This is a genomic window from Aeromicrobium sp. S22, from assembly GCF_009661045.1.
Lineage (GTDB): Bacteria > Actinomycetota > Actinomycetes > Propionibacteriales > Nocardioidaceae > Aeromicrobium > Aeromicrobium yanjiei.
Genome location: NZ_WJWV01000001.1, coordinates 1,099,298 through 1,121,140, shown reverse-complemented (window position 1 = coordinate 1,121,140; position 21,843 = coordinate 1,099,298). Strand labels below are relative to the sequence as shown.

The following is a 21,843-nucleotide window of genomic DNA, read 5'->3' as shown; positions in this document are numbered from 1 at the left end:
GCCGACGGGAGCCTCGGCGTCAGTCGTCCTTCGGCTTCTTGCCGCAAACGACGCGGTCCGCGGCCTGGTACTTGGCCGTGTCGGTCTCCGTCTTGACCTTCTTGCCGTCACGGAAGAACGTGCGGTAGATGTCGATGTCGAATCCCTCGACCGGCCCCTGGGGGACGCAGCGGTCCGTGTCGTCGTACTGGGTCCCGGGGCTGCGTCCGTTGCGCCGCTCGGACTTGCCCGCCTCGATCTTGTCCCAGACCTTGGTGCTCCAGAGCTCGACGTGCATCTTGCCCGGTGACGACGGCGTGCTCTTGTCGACGTACGACCGCACGAGCACGCCGTACTTGGTCGGGTTCTTCCAGCGCAGGTCGAGGCTGCCGAAGTAGACCGTGGCCTCGCGGCCGACCGGGTAGCGATCGATGTAGAACGCGTGCGGGTGGTGCTCGACGTCGTCCATGCCGCCGAAGAAGGCGGCGTTGTACATCGTCGTCGCGACCTGCGACACGCCGCCGCCGAGCTCCTCACGGAACACGCCACCGTTGATGACCGTGCCGTTGACGAAGCCGTTGGCCTCGGTGCGCTCCCCCACGACGTCGTTGAAGCTGAACGTCTCGCCGGGCTTGATGATCGTGCCGTCGATGAGCTCGGCGGCGCGGCCCTGGTTGATGTTGCGGTACTCGGCGTACGGGAACTCGGTCGTGAACTCGCCGACCTTCTCAGTGATCTTGAGCGCCTTGGCGTCCTTGGTCGTGAACAGCGGCTGGACGACCTTCGCCTCGATCTTGACGCGCCGTTCCTCGCCGGTCTTGGTGAGCGCCGGGACCAGCTTGGTGGCCATTTCCTTGGGCTGCAGGCCGAGGCCCTCCTTGCCCGGCACCACGACGGGCTTGCCGTTCTGGATCCTGACGGTTGCGTCCACGGCCTTCTTGCCGATGCCGGTCGTCGACGCGGTCAGCGGCTTGGCGAGCTTCTTGGCGTCGATGTGCGGGGTGAGCTGATTCTCCTCGACCCGGATGACGAGCGCAGGGGCGTACGCCGTGACCGGCAGCTCGACGTCCTTGTCCCCGACTGAGAGGGTCACGGGTCCGCTGACCACGGTCTTCGCGACTGTGCCCATCGCCTCGTCGAGCGCCTCGGCGTCCACCGATGGCTCGACCTCGACGGTGGGCACCGCGATGGGCTCGTCGCTGACCAGGTACGTCGCGCGGATCGCTTCGGCGGTGTCCGACTTCGACACGACCAGTCCCGCCTTGGGCTTTCGCGCGACCGGTTTGCCCTCGGGGAAGGTGATCTGCGGCTCGACCACGTCCTTGTCGACCGACTCGCTGATCGTGCCGATCGCGCTGTCCAACGCGGCGTCGTCCACGTCGAGCACCGGAGCGGTCGCGTGCTCGCCCGCGAACAGCGCCACCATGTCGCGGGGGTCCCAGCTGCGTCGTCCGCCGGCCGCCTCGACCGAACCCTCGACGTCGAGCGTCAAGCCGGCGTCCTTCGGGGCGATCTGGAAGTCCTTCTTGCCGTGCGTCAGCTCGATCTCGCGGTCCGCGTTGGGCGACAGCTCGCGATCCACGAGCGTACGCGCGGCGGACGGCGACTTGCCGCTGACGTCGACGCCGCCGATCGTCGCGTTCGCGGGCATACGGGTGCCGGTCAGGAAGTAGCCGGCGACGTACGCCGCGCCGACCAGGGCCACCAGCAGCAGCAGGGTGTTGCGCAGCCAGTGACGCCTCGGCTTCTGCGGCGGCGGCGCGGGCGGCTCGGCGTGCTGGTCGGGCTCGTCCACCTCGTTCGGGAAGGCTCCGGCCGGGATGACGACGTCATCCGGCTGGTGAGCGGGGCGTGGCTCGTACGCCGGCTCAGGCTCGTCCTCGTCCTCCTCGGGACCGACGGGGTCGTCGCCGTTGCCGAGGACGTCCTCGACCTCGTCGTCGGTGAACGCGTCGTCCGGCTCGGGATCCTCGTCATCATCGTCGGCGACGGCTGGCGCGGGGCGCTGGTCCTCCTCCGGGCCCAGGTCGAGCTCATCGTCCTCGACGACCAGCCCGGGTTCAGCATCCGTACGCGACTCCTCAGCGTCCGTACGCGACTCCTCGGCGTCCGTACGCGACTCCTCGGCGTCCGTACGCGACTCGTCAGCGTCCGTACGCGACTCGTCAGCGTCCGTGCGCGACTCGTCGGGGGTGGGGTCGGGACGGTCGGTCATGCATCTCTCCCGTACACGGTCTTCTCCGACTCCGGCAGCCTGACGATCGTTCCGTAGTGGGAACGGTAGTAGAGCAGCGGGTCGTCCAGGTCGTCCTGCACCCCGGCGCCCACGACCGCGCCGATGATGACGCTGTGGTCACCGCCGTCGACGACGGTCTCGGTGCGGCACTCGAGCCAGGACAGCGACTGGTCGAGCAGCACGACCCCGGACTCGCCACGACGGTGCGGAACGTCGTCGAACTGCGTCGCGAGCGGGCGGCCGCGGTGCGCGAACCACGCAGACGCCGCGATGCCCTCCTCCGCGAGGATCGAGACCCCCCAGATGCCGCTGGCGAGGACTGCGTCGTGGAAGCGGCTGCTCTTGTGCGAGCACACCAGCACGAGGGGCGGGTCCAGCGAGACCGAGCTGAACGCGCTCGCGGTCATCGCGTGGTCCACCCCGTCCAGGACCGTCGTCACGACGGTCACGCCGCTGGCGAACCGGCCCAGAGCCCCTCGGAATGCACTGGGATCGACCGTCACCGTCATGACACCAGCCTAGGAGATTTGAGCACGGCCAGGACGACGACCCCCAAGGACGAGACGGTGAATCCCCAGCCGAGCCAGTCCGCCGCGACGAGGTAGCTACCGCCCGGCGACCACTGCAACGCCAGCAGGCCGACGGCCCACCCGAGCGCGAACCACGCCGCACCGAGCCTGACGAGCACCCCCGACGCGACCGCGACGGCGTACGCCACGAGGACTGCGAGCGCGGCACCCCACGGCCAGTCGATCCCACCGACGACCCATACGTGCCGGTGCACGACCGCACCCAGCACGCACACGTAGAGCCCCAGCAGCACGAGGGCGGCACGACGCACGGCGGTCTACAGTCCCGCGAAGAGGTCTTCCTCGAACCCGCTCTCGCCCACCGGCCCGCGGGTCCCCTTCACCAGCCGGTAGAACTCGCTCCCCCACACCATCGAGGCGACGTCGATCCCGCCGGCGAAGAATGCGCCGTCCTCGGTGATCTGCGTCTTGTGCGCCTTCATGGCAGCGATCTTGGCCGGCACGTGCTCGGGCCCGACGACCATCGCGTCGAGGTACTCGTCCTCGATCGCGAACGGCGGCAGGTTGTCGGGGTCCATGCCCTCGAACGACGTGGTGTCACCGGACTCGCGGATCTCGCGCAGGCCGTCGCGGAAGCGCGAGGCCGACATCGCGACCCAGTAGACCTTCGCGACGTCCCACGCGTCGCCGAGCTCGGGCCTGAACGACCGGGCGGCGGCGAGATCGGCCGCGTAGTGCGCGACACGGTGGGCCTGGACGTGGTCGGGATGGCCGTAGTTGCCGAACTGGTCGTACGTCACGAGGACCTGCGGGCGCACCTCGCGGATGATCTCGACGAGCAGCGAGGCCGCCTCGAGCAGGTCCGCGTGCCAGAACGCGTTGTCGTGGATCTCGTCGGCGGCGGTCGCGTGACCGTTCTCGTCCCACTTCATCCCCGAGTCGCGGAACCGCCCCTCCCCGCCGAGGAAGCGGTGGTCGGTGACGCCGAGCGCCTTCATCGCGTCGGCGAGCTCGCCCGCGCGGTGCTGGCCCAGCATGTCGTCGCGATCGGCGGCGAGGTGCTCGAGCTCGGGCACCAGGACCTCGCCCATCTCGCCCAGGGTGCAGGTGACGAGGGTGACGTGGGCGCCCTCCTGCACGTACTTGGCCATCGTCAGGCCGTTGTTGATCGACTCGTCGTCGGGATGGGCGTGCACGAGCAGGATCCGACGGTCAGCAAGGGGCATGCCGCAAGGCTACTGAAGCGGCCCGACATGCGTGGGTTTGCGCGCCTGGTGCTGGTCGACCGCGGCACGCTCGACCGCGGCTGGGCGTACGCCGTGCTGCCGGTCGCGATCATCGCCGCCGCGGCGACCCGCGTGCTCACGATGTTCAAGGCGAAGGCCGAGGACACCCCGTCGGACGACCGCGACCACTGAGCACTCCCGCCGCCAAGGGTGGTTATGTAGGGGCATGACCGTGTCCTATCCCCGTCTGGCCGCCCGTACGCTCCGCTTCACGCTCGGCATCCCGCGCAACATCACGGTGTCGCCCGACGGCCGGACCGTCCGCTTCATCCGTACGCCCGACGGCGTGACCCGCACGGGCCAGCTGTGGGAGCACGACGTCGAGACGGGCACGGAGTCGATCCTGGTCGACCCGGTCGCCCTGCTCGGCGAGGACGGCGAGCAGCTGTCCGCGGAGGAGCGGTCACGCCGCGAGCGCAGCCGCGAGTCCGCCGCGGGCGTCGTGGCGTACGACGTCGACGACACCGGTCGCTGGGCCTGCTTCACCCTCTCCGGCCAGCTGTGGGCCGTGGATCTCGGTGCGCGAGCGGTCACCGCGCTGCCGAGCGTCGGCGCGGTCATCGACCCGCACCTGGACCCGACCGGGGCCCGCATCGCGTACGCCTCGGGCGGCGCGCTGCGCGTCATCGGCGTCGACGGCCAGGACGAGCGCGCGCTGGTCGAGCCGGAGTCGCCCACCGAGGTCTGGGGGCAGGCGGAGTTCATCGCCGCCGAGGAGATGGAGCGCTTCCGCGGCTTCTGGTGGGCGCCGGACGGGACGTCGCTGCTGGTCGAGCGGTTCGACGACGCACCCGTGCAGATCTGGCACATCGCCGATCCCGAGCATCCCGAGCGCGAGCCCGTCGCCCAGCGCTACCCCTCCGCGGGCACGTCCAACGCCGAGGTGACCCTGTGGCACGTGGCCCTCGACGGCAGCCGCACCGAGATCCGGTGGGACCGCGCGACGTACGAGTACCTGGGCCGGGTCAGCTGGACCGGGCACGGCGCTCCCCTGCTGCAGGTCATGAGCCGCGACCAGAAGTCCTCGCAGATCCTGGCGGTCGACGTCGCGACCGGCGCCACCACGGTCGTGCGCGAGCTCCACGACACGTCCTGGGTCGAGCTGTCGTCCGCCCCGCGACACGCGCCGGGCGGACGACTGGTCACGGTCGAGGACGTCGACGGCTGGCGGCGCGTCGTCGTGGACGGCACACCCGTCTCGCCGGACGGGTGGCAGGTGCGCGGGGTCGTCGAGGCCTTCGAGGACTGCGTCGTCGCCACCGCCTCGCAGGACCCGACACAGATCCAGGTCGTGCGGTTCTCGTACGACGGCACCGCGACCCCCGTGACCGAGGGGCAGGCCGTCCACGGCGCGGTCCTCGGCGGTCCGACCACGGTCATCGTCCGGTCCGGTCTGGACGTCGTGGGCACGACCGTCGTCGTGCACCGCGAGGACACCGACCCCAGCGCGATCCGCGTCGTGGCCGAGCCCGCACCGTTCGAGCCCGTGGTCACGATGATCGAGGCGGGCGAGCGCCGCCTCCGCACCGCTGTCCTGTTCCCCCGCGACCACCAGCCCGGCTCGGCCCGCCTGCCCGTCCTGATGGACCCGTACGGCGGCCCGCACGCACAGCGCGTGCTGTCCTCGGCTCGCGCATTCCTCGAGGCGCAGTGGCTAGCGGACCAGGGATTCGTCGTCGTCGTCGCCGACGGTCGTGGCACGCCCGGTCGTGGGTACGACTGGGAGCGCGCGGTGCTGCACGAGCTCGCCACCGTCACGCTCGACGACCAGGTCGACGCCCTGCAGGCCGTCGCGGCGGCGTACCCGGAGGATGTCGATCCCTCCCGGGTCGGCATCACCGGCTGGTCGTACGGCGGCTACCTCTCGGCGCTGGCCGTGCTCAAGCGTCCCGACGTCTTCCACGCCGCGGTCGCGGGCGCGCCGGTGACCGAGTGGCGCCTCTACGACACCTGCTACACCGAGCGCTACCTCGGCGACCCGCGCACACAGCCCGAGGTCTACGACCGCAACTCGTTGATCCCCATGGCGCCTGCCCTGGAGCGGCCGCTCATGATCATCCACGGCCTGGCGGACGACAACGTCGTCGCGGCCCACACGCTGCAGCTCTCGTCCGCCCTCCTCGCGGCGGGCCGCGCCCACACGGTCCTGCCGCTGTCGGGGGTCACGCACATGACGCCCCAGGAGGTCGTCGCGGAGAACCTCAAGCTGCTCCAGCTCGACTTCCTCAAGGAGCACCTCAGCGCTTGAGGCGCTGAGGTCCGTCGGGCAGCGGCGGCGGCTCCGGGGCGGCGCGATCGTCGCCGGCGAGCCAGCCGCCGTGCTCGTCGACCAGCTCGGCCACCCGGTCGTCGAACGGCTCGACGACCAGCACCCAGGCCCGGTCGTCCCAGTCCTCCTCGCCCGCGAACGCCTCACGTCGCAGGGTGGTGGCGTAGCCCTCGCGCTCGAGCGCCACGACGAGCTCGTCCGCGTCCTCGCCCTCGTCGAAATAGACCGCGTCCATGACCTGATCGTATGATGGCGCGGTACGCATCCCCGAGGACGAGGTCACCGGTCCGTTGAAGCTCTGAGGTCAGATCCCGCGCAGCAGCCCGCTTCGGCCTGCGCACCCATCGACCTCATGGAGCGCTCATGCGTACCTCGCTCACGACCCACCAGCTGGGGTTCACCTGGCCCGACGGCACCACCGTCCTGCGCGACCTCGAGCTCACGATCGGCCCGGGTCGCCACGGGCTCGTGGGCCGCAACGGGGCCGGCAAGTCGACCCTGCTCGAGCTGCTCGCCGGCCGCCTGACCCCCCTCGAGGGCACGGTCACCGTCGACGGCGCCCTCGCCCACCTCCCGCAGGACCCCGGGCTCGATCCCGGCCGCACGGTCTCCGACGTGCTGGGGGTGACCGGGACGCTCGGCGCGCTGGCGCGCATCGAGGCGGGCGAGGTCAGGCAGGACGACCTCGACCTGGTCGGCGACGACTGGGACGTCGCCGAGCGCACCACCGCCGAGCTCGGCCGCCTGGGGCTCGCACACCTGGGCCTCGACCGGCCCGTGGGCACGATCTCCGGTGGCGAGCTGGTGCTGCTCTCGCTGGCGGCACTGCTGCTGCGCCGTCCGGCGGTGCTGCTGCTCGACGAGCCCACCAACAACCTCGACGTCGCCGCACGTCAGCGCCTCATCGACATCATCACGGGCTGGCGCGGCACCCTAGTGGTCGTCAGTCACGACCGCGAGCTGCTCAACACCATGGACGACATCGGCGAGCTCCGTGACGGTCAGGTCCACTGGTACGGCGGCAGCTATGACGACTACGAGGCGGCGGTCGCGGCGGAGCAGGAAGCGGCGGAGCGCGCCGTTCGCGCCGCCGAGGCCGACGTCCGCACCCAGAAGCGGGAGCTCGCGGAGTCGCAGGCCGTGCTGGCACACCGGCGACGGTACGGCCAGAAGATGAACGCGCAGAAGCGCGAGCCGAAGATCGTCATGGGCAACCGCAAGCGGTCCGCGCAGGTGTCCGCCGGCAAGCTCCGCGCGACGCACGAGGACCGTCTCGCCGCAGCCGGTGAGCATCTCGACGTGGCCGAGGCCCGGCTGCGCGGCGACCGGGAGATCCGCGTCGACCTGCCGGCCACCACCGTGCCGCCTGCTCGTGACGTGCTCCAGCTGCAGGGCGTGCGGCCGCAGCACGGCTGGATCGAGCTCGACCTCGACGTCCGGGGCCCCGAGCGCATCGCCCTCACCGGTCCGAACGGCTCGGGCAAGACCTCCCTGCTGCGGACGATCACCGGCGAGCTCGAGCCGGCCGCGGGCACGGTCGACGTCCACGTCCCGTGGCGGATGCTGCCGCAGCGCATGGACCTGCTCGACGAGTCGTTGACCGTGGCCGAGAACATCGCGCGCATCGCACCCGACGCGTCCGAGACCGACCGGAGGTCCCGACTCGCGCGGTTCCTGTTCCGCGGACGGGCGGCCGACCAGCTCGCGTCGACGCTCTCGGGCGGCGAGCGGCTGCGCGCAACCCTCGCCTGCCTGCTGCTGGCCGAGCCGGCACCCCAGCTGCTCCTGCTGGACGAGCCGACCAACAATCTCGACCTGCCGAGCGTGCGGCACCTCGTCGAGGCCCTGAGGTCGTACCGAGGGGCGTTGATCGTGGTCAGCCACGACCAGACGTTCCTGGCCGATCTCGACCTGAACCGGCGCATCGAGGCGGCACCGTCCGGAGGGACAGGTGCCTGCCCAGGGCGCACACTGGACGAGTGACCGGGACCAACTGGGCAGGCAACCTGACGTACAGCGCGACCGAGCTCCACGAGCCCCGGTCGATCGACGAGCTGATCGACCTCGTCGCGGGCACACCGCGCCTGCGGGCGCTCGGCTCGCGCCACTCGTTCAACGCGATCGCCGACACCGACGCCGCCCAGGTCTCGGTGGCCGGGCTGCCCGTCCTCGTCGACGTCGACGAGTCCGCGCGCACCGTGACGGTGTCGGCCGGCCTCCGTTACGGCGAGCTGGTCGAACGGCTCGACCTGCAGGGCTGGGCCCTGCCCAACCTCGCGTCCCTGCCCCACATCTCGATCGCCGGTGCGGTCGCGACCGGGACCCACGGATCGGGCGACCGCAACGGCAGCCTGGCCCGCGCGGTCGCGGCGGTGGAGATGGTGCGAGCCGACGGCACCCTGCACCAGGTACGCCGTGGGGACGCCGACTTCGACGGCTCCGTGGTCTCACTGGGGCGCCTCGGCATCGTCACCTCGATCGCCCTGGACGTCGTGCCGACGTTCGAGGCGCGCCAGGACATCTTCGAGCACCTGCCGTGGGCGGAGGTCGAGGACCACTTCGACGAGATCACCTCCGCGGCCTACAGCGTCAGCATGTTCACCGACTGGAGCGACACCGGCCCGCACCAGGTCTGGCTCAAGTCCCGCTCGGACCAGCCCGCTCCGACCGAGCTCTTCGGCGCGACCCCGGCCGAGGACGAGGTCCACCCGCTGCCCGGCATCTCGGCGGAGTTCACGACGCAGCAGCTCGGCCGCTCCGGACCGTGGTGGGACCGGCTGCCGCACTTCCGCCTCGGCTACACCCCGAGCGACGGCGACGAGCTGCAGACCGAGTACCTGGTGCCGCGCACCCACGCGCTCGAGGCCATCGCCGCGGTGCGAGCGCTCGCGCCCCAGGTGCAGCCGCTGCTGCTCGTGTCGGAGATCCGCACGATCGCGGGTGACGACCTGTGGCTGAGCCCGGCCCACAGCACCGACTGCATCGCGCTGCACTTCACCTGGCGCCTCGACGTCCCGGCCGTCACGGCATTCCTGCCGACCCTCGACGACGCGCTCGCGCCGCTCGGCGCCCGTCCCCACTGGGGCAAGGTGTTCGAGACGACACCCGAGCGGCTCCTCGCGGCGTACCCCCGGCTGCCGGAGTTCCGCGATCTCGTCGCCAAGGCGGACCCGGACGGCAAGCTCGCCAACGAGCTGACCGAGTCGTGGCTCAGGTCGTCCTGACCGGCGCGCTCCGGCGCGACAGGACGTAGCCCCACGCGCCGGCGAAGACGAACATGAAGATCGAGTAGACCGCGGCGGGCACCGAGATCTCCGTCGTGTCGAGCACCTCGACCGCGATGTAGATCGCGAGGGTCGCGTTGTGGACGCCGATCTCCATCGACGACGCGATCGCCTGCGACTCGGTCACCCCCAGCGCCTTGGGCACGACGTAGCCGACGACCAGGCTGATCGCGCAGAACAGGCCGGTCGCGAGACCGACGTCGCCGAAGTAGTCCGCGATCTTGTCGCGCTGGTCCACTAGGATGCCCAGCACGAGCACCGCGAGGATCACCGCCGAGCCGATCCGCACGGGCTTGTCGGCCCGCGCCGCGACCCCGGGGTTGCGCGAGCGCACGAGCATGCCGAGCAGCACCGGCACCAGCACGACTGCGAACACCTCCACGACCTTGGAGAACTGCAGCGACACCGAGTCCTGCCGCTCGAAGTAGTCGATCGCCAGATTCGTGATGACCGGCAGCGTGAAGATCGCGATGATCGAGTTGATCGCGGTCAGGGTGACGTTGAGAGCGACGTCTCCGCGGAACAGGTGGCTGAACAGGTTGGCGCTCGTGCCGCCCGGCGATGCGGCCAGCAGCAGCATGCCGATGCCCAGCAGCGGTGGCAGATCGAGTGCGACCACGAGCCCGAAGCAGATCGCGGGCAGCAGCAGGAGCTGGCAGGCCAGGGCGATCACGACCGCGCGCGGGTGCTGCCGGACGCGACGGAAGTCCGCGATCGTGAGCGACAGCCCGAGGCCGAACATGATGATGCCGAGCGCCAGCGGCAGCCCGACGGTGGTGAGCGGCGAGTCCATCCGGACACCCTAGGGGTGACGCAGGTCACATCGTTGCATCGTGCGACCACCGACGCCGCGCTCGTCCGGCGCAATGCGGCACACGGGCACACACTGGATAAGTGAACACGTTCAACCCGCGAGCGCCGGAGCTCACCGGGCCGCGCCTGATGCGCCAGGACTGGACCCGGCTGACCTTTGTCCACTGGGCGGTCGACCCCGACCTGGTCGCCCACCTCGTCCCCCGCGGGACGCGACCGGACACGCTGGACGGCGCGACGTACGTCGGGCTCATCCCCTTCGAGATGCGGCGCGCAGGTCTCGGCCGAGGCCCCGCCGTCCCGTTCCTCGGCGACTTCCCCGAGACCAACGTCCGGCTCTACACCGTGGACGACGACGGACGCCACGGCGTCGTGTTCCGCTCGCTGGAGACCAGCCGCCTGCTGATCGCCGTCGGCGCGCGGCTCGCCTTCGCGACTCCCTACACCTGGGCCCGGATGCGGATCCGGCAGGACGGTGACCGCATCGAGTACGAGACGTCGCGGCGCTGGCCCGGGCCCCACGGCGCCGGCGGCCGGGTCGTCGCGACCCTCGGCCCGGCCATCGAGCGCCCCTCCCCCGTCGAGGAGTTCGTGACGGCACGCTTCGGCCTGCACACGCGCCATCTCGGACGTACCTGGTGGATCCCCAACCACCACGTCCCCTGGTCGCTGCGCACCGCGACCCTCGAGGACCTGCAGGACGATCTCGTGGCGGCCGCAGGAGTGCCGGGGCTCGCCCGCCGCACCCCGGACTCGGTGGTCCACGCCGACCGCGTGCACACCGTGTTCGGTCTGCCGAGGCCGATCAGGAGCCGTTGAGCCTCACAGCGCGGCCTCGATCGCCGGGATGCGCTCGCGGAACGCCGCGACCCGGTCACGGGTGCGCTGCGGCTCGCCGACCGCCGCCAGGTTGAGATGGCCCTGGTCGCCGCGCGCCTGGCCCGCCTCGATGCGGTTCGCGGCCTCGGTCATCCGCTCGACGACGGCGTCGAGGACCGTCATGGGGCCCCACTCGCCGTACGCGTCGACGAGGAGGTCGAGCCGCCGCGCCACGTCGTCCGCCGGGATCTCGCGGTACAGCGGGATGCCGGTCCAGGCGAGGAACGCGAGATCGTCGATCGGGCGGCCCGGACCGGCCATGTCCCAGTCGATCATCGCGACGAAGTGCCCGCTCTGGATGATCCAGTTGTACGCCCCGGGGTCGTTGTGGCAGATGATCTGGCCCGGCTCGAGCTCGGCCTCCCCACCGCGCCACGTGCGGGGACCGTCGGGCTGGAACCCCTCGACGATGTCGTGGAAGTCGCGCAGCCAGGCCACGGCCTCCTGCAGCACGGTGTCCAGGACGACCTCGCGGTCGATCGGCACGCCGCGACCCTCGACGTACTCGAGCACCTCACGACCCTCGTCGTCGACTCCGTGCAGCGCAGGGATGCCGCGCAGCCCGCTGTCGTGCAGATACGTCAGCAGCTCGTGGACAGCAGGGGTCCACGGCCCGGTGGGGCGGCGCACGGTCCGTCCGACGCGGGTGGCCCCGCCGACGGCTCCGGGGAGATGTTCGATGTCGTCCTCTGGCACGCTTTCATCGTGGCACATTCGCACTCGCACACGATTCCCGACGACGGACCACCTCGCCGACGGCTCGCGATCGTCCTCGGGGCCGTCGTCCTGTCGATCGCCGCCGTCGCCCTCGCGGCGATGGTCGCCCTGTGGCCGGACGCCGACGAGGTGCCGCGCGACCAGAACCCGTACGGCGCCGAGGGCGTCAGCACGGTCGACGCGACCGTGACCGGGGTCAAGCCCTTCAACTGCAACAGCGGCGGCGAGGGGCCTGACGGGACGATCGAGGTCGCGGGCGACTGCGCCCGCGTCACGGCGAAGGTCGACGGTGAGGGCACCGCGACGTTCGACCTGGACGCCTCGCGCTACCGGGCCGGGATCGACCCCGGCGACGACATCCGCCTGATCCGCATCGAGCCCGAGGGCCAGCCCGCGTCGTACGAGTTCCTCGACTTCAGCCGTGGCGTGCCGCTCACCGCCCTGGCCGTGATCTTCGCGGTCCTCGTCGTCGCGGTCGCCCGTTGGCGTGGCCTGTTCGCCCTGGCCGGCATCGGCGTCACACTGTTCGCACTCACCAAGTTCATGCTGCCCGCGTTCCTCGCCGGCGAGTCACCGCTGGCGGTCGCGATCGTCGGGTCCACGGTCATCATGATCGTCGTGCTCTATCTCGCGCACGGCATCTCGATCAGGACCACGTCCGCGCTGTTCGGGACGTTCGTGGGCATCGCGCTGACGGCCCTGATCGGCCTCGCCGCGACCGATTGGACCCAGCTCAGCGGCGTCGGGTCCGAGGACGACCAGCGGCTCATCGCGACCGTCCCGCAGATCTCCCTGTCCAGCATCGTGGCCGGCACCATGGTCATCGCCGGCCTCGGCGTGCTCAACGACGTCACGGTCACCCAGGCCAGCGCGGTCTGGGAGCTGCGCGCCGTGCAGCCGGCGGCCCGGGGAGCGGCCCTGTTCACCTCCGCGATGCGCATCGGCCGCGACCACATCGCGTCCAGCGTCTACACGCTCGTGTTCGCGTACGCGGGCTCGGCCATGACGGTCCTCCTGCTGGCCACGGCGTACCAGCGCGGCCTGAACGACATCGCCACGACCGAGGAGATCGGTCAGGAGATCGTCCGTACGCTCGTCGGCGCGATCGGGCTGGTGCTCGCGGTCCCGGTCACGACCCTGTTCGCGGTCTGGCTCGCACCACCGCGCGTCGCGGACGCGCCGGCCGCGGCGCCGGCGGGCGTACCGCCCACGGAGCCACCGTCGCGGGGCTCGCACGCCGGACCGCGCGGCGGCTGAGCCGACACTTCGCCCGACTTCAGCGACAGCGCGGCCCCGGCAGGGGTATCATGGAGGAAGCACCGAACCGCAGCACGTCGCTCATCCAGCGACAGGGGCTGCTCAGGACCGTGACGCGACGCCCGTTTCATCAGCGGCTCGCCGTATGACCACCGCTCGCCGCTCCAGCGGCCACGAGTCCAACGAGCAGATCCGGTGCCGTGACGCGCCGCGCACCCGCTCGGCTCTTCCCAGGAGGAACTCTTGGCTCGACGAGGCCAGCGCCAGTCCGGATCGACCCGGACGGCCACCCGCCAGCGCACTGCCCGACCCCTCGAGAAGGGCGACATCATCCGCGTCCTCGCGCGGGCCGTCCGCGAGGTCGAGGCCAAGGCCCAGCGGGGGCCGCTGTCGCCGTCCGGCCGCACCAAGTTCCAGGTCGTCGCCGTCCTGGTGCGCGAGGAGCGCAACCGGGTCAAGGCCGACAAGACCATGACCGAGGCGCACCGCGCCGAGCAGCTCAAGCGCCTCGACGGCGTCGCCACGATCCTGGCCCAGACCGTCGCGCTCGACCCGACGGTCTATCCCCTGCTCGACGAGCACGCCGTCTTCACCGACGCCGCCGACACGTTGCGCACCGAGATGCTGGAGGCCGCCGGCATCGAGCAGGCGCAGACCGAGGCCGCCGACGACGCGACCGCCACCCCTGCGGCCGCCGAGCGCCGGATCGTCCCGCAGTCCGTCATTGCGCGCCAGCTCGCGAACCCCTTCCTCGCCCCTGACTTCTCGGCCGTCGAGCAGCGCCCCGCCGGGCCCAAGCGGCTCGCGACGTGGGAGCTGCTCGGTCCGCTCTTCCGCGCATTCGAGTACGGCGGCGCGTCCTCGTGCATGCCGCTGCCCGAGCCCGGTTTCCTCATGACGCCGGGCGGGCTCGAGCTGATGCCCCACCAGGCGCAGGTCGTCGCGGCCGCAGCCGAGGGCCACCGGACGTTCTTGCTGGCCGACGAGCCGGGCCTGGGCAAGACCGCCCAGGCGCTGCTGGCCGCACACGCCGCCGACGCGTACCCCCTGCTGGTCGTCGTGCCCAACGTGGTCAAGACCAACTGGGCCCGTGAGGCCGAGATCTGGACGCCCAACCGCAAGGCCACGGTCATCCAGGGCGACGGCGACTCGATCGACGGCTTCGCCGACATCGTGATCGTCAACTACGAGGTGCTCGACCGGCACGTCGGCTGGCTCGGCGACTTCGGCTTCCGCGGCATGGTCGTGGACGAGGCTCACTTCATCAAGAACAAGTCCTCCCAGCGCTCGAAGCACGCCCTCGAGCTTTCCGAGCGCATCCGCTCGCGCACGGCCCGGCCGCTGCTCATGGCACTGACCGGCACCCCGCTCATCAACGACATCGAGGACTTCCGAGCGATCTGGCAGTTCCTCGGCTGGATCGACGACAAGAAGCCCCTCGCCGAGCTCATGGACAAGCTCGAGGAGACCGGGCTGACCCCGGCCGACAAGGGGTTCTACTCCGCGGCGCGCAACAGCGTCATCAGCATGGGCATCGTGCGGCGCCGCAAGGTCGACGTCGCTGCCGACATCCCGGCACGTCGCATCGCCGACCTGCCGGTCGAGCTGGACGACGTGGTCGGCCGCTCGATCCGCGAGGCCGAGCAGGAGCTCGCCCGTCGCCTGGTCGCCCGCTACGACTCCGCGCTCGAGACGCGTACGTCCCGGGCCAAGGTCGACGGCATCGACCACGAGCTGGTCCGCGCCGTCGCCCGCTGGGAGCGCGAGGACGCCGACGACGAGAAGACCGGTGAGAACGTCTTCGGCATGATGCGTCGCATCGGTCAGGCCAAGGCCGGGCTCGCCGCCGACTACGCCGCCCAGCTGGCCCGCAACGTGGGCAAGGTCGTCTTCTTCGCCAAGCACATCGACGTGATGGACGTGGCCGAGGAGACGTTCGCCAAGCGCGGCATCAAGTACTCCTCGATCCGCGGCGACCAGACGCCCAAGGTGCGCCAGAAGAACATCGACGAGTTCGTCAATGACGAGGACGTCGAGATCGTGGTCTGCTCACTGACCGCAGCCGGCGTGGGACTGAACCTGCAGGTCGCGTCCAACGTGGTCCTGGCCGAGCTGTCGTGGACCGATGCGGAGCAGACGCAGGCCATCGACCGCGTGCACCGCATCGGTCAGGGCGAGCCCGTCACCGCGTGGCGCATCATCGCCGCGCACACGATCGACGGCAAGATCGCCGAGCTGATCGACAGCAAGGCCGGTCTCGCCGCCCGGGCCCTGGACGGTTCGGACGAAGAGGTGTCCTCGTCGGCCGACATCCAGCTCGAGGCACTCGTCGCCCTCCTGACCGAGGCCCTCGAGGCCCGCGCCTGACAGACGGGGTCACTCGCCGCCGAGCACGCCTCCGTCATCGTCCTGGTCGGGACCGGCCTCGGCGGCGAGGTCACCCGGACGGCCCTCGCCGGTGTCGGAGGCGTCCTCGGGCGCGGCAGGCACGGGTCCGGGGTTGGCCAGCTGTCCGCCCTCGTCCGAGGTGCTGTCGTCGGTGTCGTTGCGTGCGTTGGTGGGATCAGTCATGGTCCGGACGTACCCCGCGACCGCCGGGATCAACCCGACGACGGTTTGAATCCCCCGCCGCAGGGAAAGGAACAGCGTGTTCCGGTCCGCCGCACGCGGATCGCCCGACCAGGAGGTCCCTGCATGTCCAGTCCGTCTGCCAGCAGAAGCAGCAGCGCCCGCACGCTCGTCATCATCTCGTTCGTCCTCGACGCGGTGGCACTGATCTTCCTGCCGATCATCCTCGGACCGATCGGTGCTGTCCTCGGATTCGTGGCCTACTCACAGGGCGAGAAGAAGCTCGGACTCTGGGCCGGCATCGGCGGCATCGTGGCCACCGTCGTCGGCATGGTGCTCGGCGCAGTCGTCGCCAACAACAGCTGACCCGAGACGGCGGCGGCGGGACTCAGCCCGCCGTCGCCATCGCCTCGAGCATCCCCTTGGTCGCCAGCTCGTCGGCCAGCTCGTTGTCGGCGACGCCCGAGTGCCCCTTGACCCAGAACCACTCGACCTCGTGACGCTCGCACGCGGCCTGGAGCCGCTGCCACAGGTCGACGTTCTTGACCGGCTGCTTGGCCGCGGTGCGCCATCCGTTGCGCTCCCAGCCGGCCACCCACTGCGTGATGCCGCTGCGGACGTACGTGCTGTCGGTGTGCAGGTGCACGATGACCGGGCGCGTCAGCGCCTCCAGCGCCATGATCGGCGCGGTCAGCTCCATGCGGTTGTTGGTCGTCGAGCTGGGCTCGCCGCCGAACATCTCGCGCACGTGGTCGCCCTGCCGCAGCACGGCGCCCCACCCGCCGGGGCCCGGATTGGGCGTGCAGCCGCCGTCGGTGTGGATGATGACCGGTAGTTCGTCGTTCACCGGACCATCCTGCCGCGGCGGTCCCGCCGACCGGGGCTCCCCCGCCGTACGATCGGCGTGTGCCATCTCGCAGTCGGACCGCCACGTACGCTCGACGCCGCCAGCGCCGGATGGCCAAGGTCACTCATGACCTGACCGACGAGCAGTGGGCCGCGCTGACGTCCGCGTGGGGCGGCTGCGCGTACTGCGGGGCGGAGGGCTCCGCGCTGCAGAAGGACTGCATGCTGCCGATCTCGCGCGGCGGCCGCTACACGCTCGCGAACGTCGTGCCGGCGTGCGCGTCGTGCAATGCGAGCAAGTGGAATCTCGAGGTCACGACCTGGATGCGGCGAAAGAAGCTCGACGAGGGGCGGTTCCTGCTGCGTCAGGTCGAGATCCTCGCGGCGGTCGCGCCGGTCGGCTGACGCTCCCGGCGCCTCGCGCTCGGACGTACCCGCTGAGAGGATGATCGGGTGCGTCGTGCCGTGGCTCCCCTGCTTGCCGTCACCGTCGCGATGGTGCTCGCGGACTCTGCGGTCGTCACCCTCGCGCTGCCGGACATCCTGCAGAACCTCGACGCGTCCGTCGGCCAGGTCGCCTGGGTGCTGATCGCGTACAACCTGGTGCTGGGGGTGGCCGCCGTGCCCGCCGCCGCGGCGTTCGCACGGGTGCAGCCCCGGGTCTTCAGCGCAGTCGGCGTGGCCGTGTTCGCAGGTGCCTCCGCGTGGTGCGCCCTCGCGGACTCGATCGAGGTGCTCATCATCGCGCGGTGCGTGCAGGCCGTGGGCGGTGCGCTGGCGCTGATCGGCTGCCTCGAGCAGCTGGTCGAGGTGCGCGGAGAGCGGCGTGGAGTCGCGACCTGGGTGACCGCGGGCGTCATCGGGACGGCCGCCGGACCGGTCGCGGGCGGCCTGCTCACCCAGGCCATCTCGTGGCAGGCGATCTTCGTGGTGCAGGTGCCGTTCGCGCTGCTGGCCGTGCCAGCGGCGCTCAGCGTGGCGTCCGCGCCTCCGCAGGAGGCCGACCGGCACCGTCCGGCCGTACGCGCGAACATCACCCTCGCCCTGATGTCGGCGGCGCTCACCGCGGCGCTGTTCCTGCTGGTGCTGCTGCTCGTCGAGGGGTGGGGCCGCTCCCCCGCCGCCGCGGCCGTGACGGTGTCGGTCGTGCCGATCGCCGCGCTCGCGGCCGGCCCGCTCGTACGCCTGCTGCGGCCGCCTCACGACGTCGAGGTCGCGGTCGGCTGCTTCCTGGTCGCCGGAGGCCTCGCCGCCCTGGCGATCCCGCCGTCGGCCCACCTCGCCTGGACGATCGCCCCGCAGGCGCTGGTCGGACTGGGGCTCGGGCTGACCGTCGACCGGCTGACGTCCCAGGCCATGGAGATGCGGCTGCCGCGAGCCCGCCACGCGGGGTGGACGATCAGCGCCCGCCACGTGGGGGTCGTCGTGGGCCTGGCGATCCTGACGCCGGTGTTCACCGCAGACCTGCAGGACGCCCAGGAGCCCGCACAGGAGGCCATCACCTCCCTCGTCCTCGACGCCCCGCTGCCGCCGGACGACAAGATCGCCGTGGCGCAGGCGCTGGGCGATGCGTTGTCCGACGAGCGGGGACAGGTCCCGGACCTGCATCCGGCGTTCGCGTCCCTCGACGTCGATACGAGATATCGCGCCGCGACCGACCAGCTCGAGCGCGACCTCGACTCCCAGCTCGAGCGCGCCGCCACCTGGGCGTTCCGCGACTCGTTCCTCATCGGCGCCGGCATCGCCCTGCTCGCGTTGCTCAGCTCGCTGCGCCTCCGGCGGAGGACGTCGTGAGAGCGCCGCGCTGGATCGGGCTCCCGGTCGCCGCAGTCGTGCTCGTGGCCGGGGTCATCGGCGTGCAGCTCGCGAACGGCGGCGGGACGTACGAGCCGTTGCGCCCGGCCGACCCGTGCGCCGAGCGTACGGTCACCTCACGGGCCAACGGCATCGACGGCCTCACCGAGCGGCTGGTGCTGCTCGGCATCAACAACGCCGCCTGCACCCTCGGCGTCACCCGGGAGGCGCTCACGCTCGAGCTGGCGCAGACCAGCACGCGTACCGACGCCGAGATCGACGCCCTGCGCGCGGGTCTGATCGAGGCGGTGCGGCAGATGAAGAAGGACGGCTCCCTGCCTCCCGCGTCCGACCTGGTCGACGAGGCACTCGCCTCGGCGAACCTCAACGGCCTGCTCGAGCGGGCGATCCGTCTCATCCCGGACTCGGTGATCGACAGCGCCCTGAAGACCGACGACGTCCTCGAGCGCGCGATCGAGGACCTGGACCTGCGTGACCTTCTCGCCAACCTCGACGACCAGGGCGACCTTGAGCGTCAGGTCGAGGCCGCCGTCACCGAGGCCGTGAAGGACTCCCTGCTCGACCGATTGCGCAACCTGATCTGACCCAGCGAAGGAGCGACAGCCCATGTCCGATCCGACACCTCACCGCCGACCACGCGACCTCGACGTCGACCGCGGCGCCCCTGTGCTGGTCGAGCTGAAGAGGACGATCGACGCTCCCCTGCCGCTCGTCTGGCAGCGCCACACCGACATCGCCGCGTGGCCGACCTGGCAGCCGGCCATCTCCCGTGCCACGATCGACGGCCCGATCGAGCCCGGCACCACGTTCGAGTGGGAGACCCACGGGCTCGACATCACCTCGACCATCACGCAGGTCGTCCTCAACAGCCGCATCGTCTGGGCCGGCCCGGCCGCGGGCATCGACGCGATCCAGGTCTGGACGTTCACCCCGACAGCGGACGGCGTCGTGGTGCACACGACCGAGTCATGGTCGGGAACGCCGGCGGAGGCCGACCCCGCCCACCTGCACGCCAACCTGACCCTGTCGCTGGCCGGCTGGCTCGACCGGTTGAAGGAGGTCTGCGAGTCCGGCGAGGCTGATTCCTAGCGACGGCCCTTCGCGAAGTACGCCAGCGGGCCGACCGGCTGCACGAACGACGCCAGCGCCCACGCGATCTTCGGTCCCCGCACCTCGTCGGCCGGCCGACGGGCCAGGTCCCACAGTGCCACAGCCGTCAGGACCGTCTCGACGGCTCCCGCGACGTAGATCGCTCGCTGCTGTCCGGGGCTGAGGTCCGACCACTTCTTCTGTGCCATGGCTTGACGTTATCGGTTGGCGCTCCCGCTCGGACCGGCTGCCTGGTCGACCTCCCGCGACAACACCTCGATCCGTGCGCGCAATCGGCGCGGCTCCGCCCATATCCCGTAGCAGGCGTAAGTGAAAAGCGGAATCGCGATCAGCCACCACAGCGAGTCCCGGAACTGGAGCCAGATCATGACGGCGGCTAAAACCAGCACCATTCCCCCCACCCACTTGTCGTCGTCGAGCTTTTCCAGGCGGTATCTCGCGGCGCGGACCGTCGCCAGGCGCAGCCGCGGATCGGACGGGATCGGACCCTTCGCCTCGGCGTGGTAGACGACCAGCAGCTCCGCGTCGCTGAGGTCGCTGCCGGCCGCCCTGCGCCATCGAGTCCGGTCACGGACAGACCCCCACCCCACGACGGACCCGAAGATCATGCCCCCGATCACGCCGCCGACCAAGGACCAGCCCCAGTCCTGGGGTTCCCGAAGTATCTCCCAGATCGCCATGGCCGCGCCGAAGAAGACTCCCGACGTGAGCGCCTGCACCCACCAAGGAGCCAGGTACAGACGTGAGCGCATGTCTCGATTGTGCCGCACATGTTCCCGATGTGCCGAAAACCTCCTGCGCTCGCAGGAAGAAGTGTCAGTGGCGACCTCTAGGTTTGAGGTATGGCCACCACGACAGCTCCGACGACAGAAGACCTGTCCGACGTTGTGCGCTGGCAGGCCCGAGCAGAGGCGTACGCGATCGGGCGGATGCTTGACTACCGCGACGCCGAGATGGCGCGGACCGCGTTGATCGAGTCGACATTGAGGCGCAAGATCGAGCGGTCCGCGATCGCGTTGACGATCGGCGAGGCCACCGGCATGTCCGAGGCGCAGATCCAGCTGCGGCTGTCGATCGCCGACCGGGTCCGCGAGAAGACGCCCCTCGTGTGGGAGGCATTCGTCGACGGGTTGATCGACTTCAACCGGGTGCGTGACATCAGCGCGACGATCGAGAAGCTGCACCGCGAAGAATCCATCGCCCGCCTCGAGAGTCGGGTCATCGGCTACGCGACCAGCCACACCGGCGCCGAGCTGCGGCAGTGGCTGCGCCGGTTCGTCCAGCGGGTCGAGGCTGATCTGGCCACCGAACGCGCCGACACCGAGCGCGCCGACCGGCGCGTGACGGTCACGCATGGTGACGACTCGATGTCCTGGCTGAACGCCTACCTGCCCTCGCACGAGGCTGCCGCGATCGAGGCACGCCTTCGCAAAGAGGCACGCAAACCGGCCGACCCGGACGACGACCGCACCGTCGCTCAGCGCGAGGCCGATCTGTTGGTGGCCTGGTGCACCGGCTCCGAGGCCGCGAAGGCGGGCATCGACGCCAACATTGCCGTCACCGTCTCAGCCGACGTGCTCGCCGGTGCGGCTCCCGGTTTCGCCGAGTCCACCGACGGGGCTTGGGCGGTCCCCGCCCCGTGGCTTGCGGACGTGATTGCGACCGGCAGCACGTTCTGGCACCGCATCGTGGTCGACCCTGTCACCGACGACGTTCTTTCTCACGAGTACGTGGGCCGTTTCGCACCCGACACCCTCGCTCTGGCGCTTCGGTTCCTGCACGGCGTCTGCCAGGCACCCGGGTGCATGGTGCCCTCGGAGCGGTGCGATCTCGACCACCGAATACCGCACCCGGTTGGTCCGACGACCGGCGACAACATGGGACCGCTGTGCCGACGACATCACAACCTCAAGGGCCACGGCCTGCTCCACTGGTCGACCAGCCCACCCCAACCGCCACCCGAGCCCCTCGTCATCGAGATCCACCCACCCCCGACCCACTTCGTCATGGAGTACGTCGCCGCCTGAGCGCAGGGGGGACGCCCACCCTCAATCCGCTAGCGATCTCGACTCGCAGATAGGCACATCGCGCCTGCCGCCACCATGAAGCCAAGTCCGGACACGAGCTGCAAAGCCCACATGAACGTGCCTGCTTCACCAGCGAAAAGGTCCAGCACGGCCACGACCAGGTAACAGGCGCCGGCGACGCCCAGGCACGCGACGAGCGCGTTCTGAGAGTTCATCGCGGCGACTCC

25 protein-coding genes are annotated in these 21,843 nt (G+C 70.8%); 13 read left to right on the top strand and 12 right to left on the bottom strand.

The features are described 5' to 3' along the window. Positions 1–19: 19 nt before the first annotated feature. From GEV27_RS05565 to mshB, 4 genes are read right to left on the bottom strand one after another with little or no spacing between them, the layout of a single operon-like run. Entirely contained in the window at positions 20–2,194 is a 2,175-nt protein-coding gene (locus GEV27_RS05565) for a VanW family protein (protein ID WP_153933659.1), read from the bottom strand. Beyond that, positions 2,191–2,724 carry a flavin reductase family protein gene (locus tag GEV27_RS05560; RefSeq protein ID WP_153653673.1) on the bottom strand — a complete coding sequence of 178 codons (534 nt, stop codon included), beginning with the start codon at positions 2,722–2,724 and terminating at the stop codon, positions 2,191–2,193. Before GEV27_RS05560 ends, GEV27_RS05565 begins: the two co-directional genes overlap by 4 nt. After that, positions 2,721–3,056 carry a hypothetical protein gene (locus GEV27_RS05555; protein WP_153653675.1) on the bottom strand — a complete coding sequence of 112 codons (336 nt, stop codon included), beginning with the start codon at positions 3,054–3,056 and terminating at the stop codon, positions 2,721–2,723. Before GEV27_RS05555 ends, GEV27_RS05560 begins: the two co-directional genes overlap by 4 nt. 6 nt (positions 3,057–3,062) lie before the next feature. Then, a complete protein-coding gene (mshB, locus tag GEV27_RS05550) occupies positions 3,063–3,971 on the bottom strand; it encodes an N-acetyl-1-D-myo-inositol-2-amino-2-deoxy-alpha-D-glucopyranoside deacetylase (RefSeq protein ID WP_153933658.1) in 909 nt (302 codons plus the stop codon). A gap of 27 nt (positions 3,972–3,998) precedes the next feature. On the opposite strand from mshB, the gene GEV27_RS05545 reads away from it, so the two are divergent. Beyond that, complete coding sequence (locus GEV27_RS05545; RefSeq protein WP_153933657.1) at positions 3,999–4,163, top strand: hypothetical protein; 165 nt, start codon at positions 3,999–4,001, stop codon at positions 4,161–4,163. Positions 4,164–4,197: 34 nt separating this feature from the next. Beyond that, positions 4,198–6,279 carry a S9 family peptidase gene (locus tag GEV27_RS05540; RefSeq protein WP_153933656.1) on the top strand — a complete coding sequence of 694 codons (2,082 nt, stop codon included), beginning with the start codon at positions 4,198–4,200 and terminating at the stop codon, positions 6,277–6,279. On the opposite strand, the gene GEV27_RS05535 is transcribed toward GEV27_RS05540, so the two are convergent. Beyond that, positions 6,269–6,535, bottom strand: a complete 267-nt coding sequence (locus tag GEV27_RS05535; protein ID WP_153653683.1) for a hypothetical protein — start codon at positions 6,533–6,535, stop codon at positions 6,269–6,271. The genes GEV27_RS05540 and GEV27_RS05535 overlap by 11 nt on opposite strands. Before the next feature lie 128 nt (positions 6,536–6,663). On the opposite strand from GEV27_RS05535, the gene GEV27_RS05530 reads away from it, so the two are divergent. Together GEV27_RS05530 and GEV27_RS05525 are read left to right on the top strand one after the other, a co-directional pair. Further along, positions 6,664–8,283 (top strand): ABC-F family ATP-binding cassette domain-containing protein, encoded by a 1,620-nt coding sequence (locus GEV27_RS05530; protein ID WP_153933655.1) that lies wholly within the window; start codon positions 6,664–6,666, stop codon positions 8,281–8,283. Then, complete coding sequence (locus tag GEV27_RS05525) at positions 8,280–9,524, top strand: FAD-binding protein (RefSeq protein ID WP_309222054.1); 1,245 nt, start codon at positions 8,280–8,282, stop codon at positions 9,522–9,524. Before GEV27_RS05530 ends, GEV27_RS05525 begins: the two co-directional genes overlap by 4 nt. On the opposite strand, the gene GEV27_RS05520 is transcribed toward GEV27_RS05525, so the two are convergent. After that, a complete protein-coding gene (locus GEV27_RS05520) occupies positions 9,511–10,377 on the bottom strand; it encodes a bile acid:sodium symporter family protein (protein WP_153910263.1) in 867 nt (288 codons plus the stop codon). The two genes, GEV27_RS05525 and GEV27_RS05520, sit on opposite strands and share 14 nt — an antisense overlap. A gap of 101 nt (positions 10,378–10,478) precedes the next feature. Here GEV27_RS05520 and GEV27_RS05515 point away from each other — a divergent pair, with 101 nt between their 5' ends. After that, on the top strand, positions 10,479–11,216 hold the full coding sequence (locus GEV27_RS05515; RefSeq protein WP_309222053.1) for a DUF2071 domain-containing protein: 738 nt from the start codon (positions 10,479–10,481) through the stop codon (positions 11,214–11,216). Positions 11,217–11,219: 3 nt separating this feature from the next. Here GEV27_RS05515 and GEV27_RS05510 read toward each other — a convergent pair whose 3' ends face one another. Then, complete coding sequence (locus GEV27_RS05510) at positions 11,220–11,972, bottom strand: phosphotransferase (protein WP_309222052.1); 753 nt, start codon at positions 11,970–11,972, stop codon at positions 11,220–11,222. Positions 11,973–11,981: 9 nt separating this feature from the next. Here GEV27_RS05510 and GEV27_RS05505 point away from each other — a divergent pair, with 9 nt between their 5' ends. Together GEV27_RS05505 and GEV27_RS05500 are read left to right on the top strand one after the other, a co-directional pair. Further along, positions 11,982–13,250 carry a YibE/F family protein gene (locus GEV27_RS05505; RefSeq protein WP_153933653.1) on the top strand — a complete coding sequence of 423 codons (1,269 nt, stop codon included), beginning with the start codon at positions 11,982–11,984 and terminating at the stop codon, positions 13,248–13,250. Between the two features lie 243 nt (positions 13,251–13,493). Then, positions 13,494–15,617 carry a DEAD/DEAH box helicase gene (locus tag GEV27_RS05500; RefSeq protein WP_153653694.1) on the top strand — a complete coding sequence of 708 codons (2,124 nt, stop codon included), beginning with the start codon at positions 13,494–13,496 and terminating at the stop codon, positions 15,615–15,617. 9 nt (positions 15,618–15,626) lie between these two features. Here GEV27_RS05500 and GEV27_RS05495 read toward each other — a convergent pair whose 3' ends face one another. Further along, positions 15,627–15,821, bottom strand: coding sequence for a hypothetical protein (locus GEV27_RS05495; protein ID WP_153653695.1), 195 nt, complete (start codon positions 15,819–15,821; stop codon positions 15,627–15,629). 123 nt (positions 15,822–15,944) lie between these two features. Between GEV27_RS05495 and GEV27_RS05490 the strand changes: the two genes are divergently transcribed. Continuing rightward, positions 15,945–16,184, top strand: a complete 240-nt coding sequence (locus GEV27_RS05490; RefSeq protein WP_153653697.1) for a hypothetical protein — start codon at positions 15,945–15,947, stop codon at positions 16,182–16,184. Positions 16,185–16,206: 22 nt separating this feature from the next. Here GEV27_RS05490 and rnhA read toward each other — a convergent pair whose 3' ends face one another. After that, the gene (gene rnhA, locus GEV27_RS05485) at positions 16,207–16,665 is read right to left on the bottom strand and encodes a ribonuclease HI (RefSeq protein ID WP_208430965.1); all 459 of its coding nucleotides are present in this window, start codon (positions 16,663–16,665) and stop codon (positions 16,207–16,209) included. 59 nt (positions 16,666–16,724) lie between these two features. On the opposite strand from rnhA, the gene GEV27_RS05480 reads away from it, so the two are divergent. From GEV27_RS05480 to GEV27_RS05465, 4 genes are read left to right on the top strand one after another with little or no spacing between them, the layout of a single operon-like run. After that, on the top strand, positions 16,725–17,069 hold the full coding sequence (locus tag GEV27_RS05480) for an HNH endonuclease signature motif containing protein (protein WP_309222051.1): 345 nt from the start codon (positions 16,725–16,727) through the stop codon (positions 17,067–17,069). Positions 17,070–17,117: 48 nt separating this feature from the next. Then, positions 17,118–18,458, top strand: coding sequence for an MFS transporter (locus GEV27_RS05475; RefSeq protein WP_309222050.1), 1,341 nt, complete (start codon positions 17,118–17,120; stop codon positions 18,456–18,458). Beyond that, complete coding sequence (locus GEV27_RS05470) at positions 18,455–19,063, top strand: hypothetical protein (protein ID WP_194944135.1); 609 nt, start codon at positions 18,455–18,457, stop codon at positions 19,061–19,063. Before GEV27_RS05475 ends, GEV27_RS05470 begins: the two co-directional genes overlap by 4 nt. Before the next feature lie 22 nt (positions 19,064–19,085). Beyond that, complete coding sequence (locus tag GEV27_RS05465; RefSeq protein WP_153933652.1) at positions 19,086–19,568, top strand: SRPBCC family protein; 483 nt, start codon at positions 19,086–19,088, stop codon at positions 19,566–19,568. Here the strand turns inward: GEV27_RS05465 and GEV27_RS05460 are convergent. Next, a complete protein-coding gene (locus GEV27_RS05460) occupies positions 19,565–19,777 on the bottom strand; it encodes a PLD nuclease N-terminal domain-containing protein (RefSeq protein ID WP_153933651.1) in 213 nt (70 codons plus the stop codon). The two genes, GEV27_RS05465 and GEV27_RS05460, sit on opposite strands and share 4 nt — an antisense overlap. Before the next feature lie 9 nt (positions 19,778–19,786). After that, on the bottom strand, positions 19,787–20,341 hold the full coding sequence (locus tag GEV27_RS05455) for a hypothetical protein (RefSeq protein ID WP_153933650.1): 555 nt from the start codon (positions 20,339–20,341) through the stop codon (positions 19,787–19,789). A 90-nt stretch (positions 20,342–20,431) separates the two neighbouring features. Between GEV27_RS05455 and GEV27_RS05450 the strand changes: the two genes are divergently transcribed. Beyond that, a complete protein-coding gene (locus GEV27_RS05450) occupies positions 20,432–21,616 on the top strand; it encodes an HNH endonuclease signature motif containing protein (RefSeq protein ID WP_153933649.1) in 1,185 nt (394 codons plus the stop codon). Between the two features lie 29 nt (positions 21,617–21,645). Here GEV27_RS05450 and GEV27_RS05445 read toward each other — a convergent pair whose 3' ends face one another. Then, positions 21,646–21,831 carry a hypothetical protein gene (locus GEV27_RS05445; RefSeq protein WP_153933648.1) on the bottom strand — a complete coding sequence of 62 codons (186 nt, stop codon included), beginning with the start codon at positions 21,829–21,831 and terminating at the stop codon, positions 21,646–21,648. Positions 21,832–21,843: the final 12 nt, after the last annotated feature.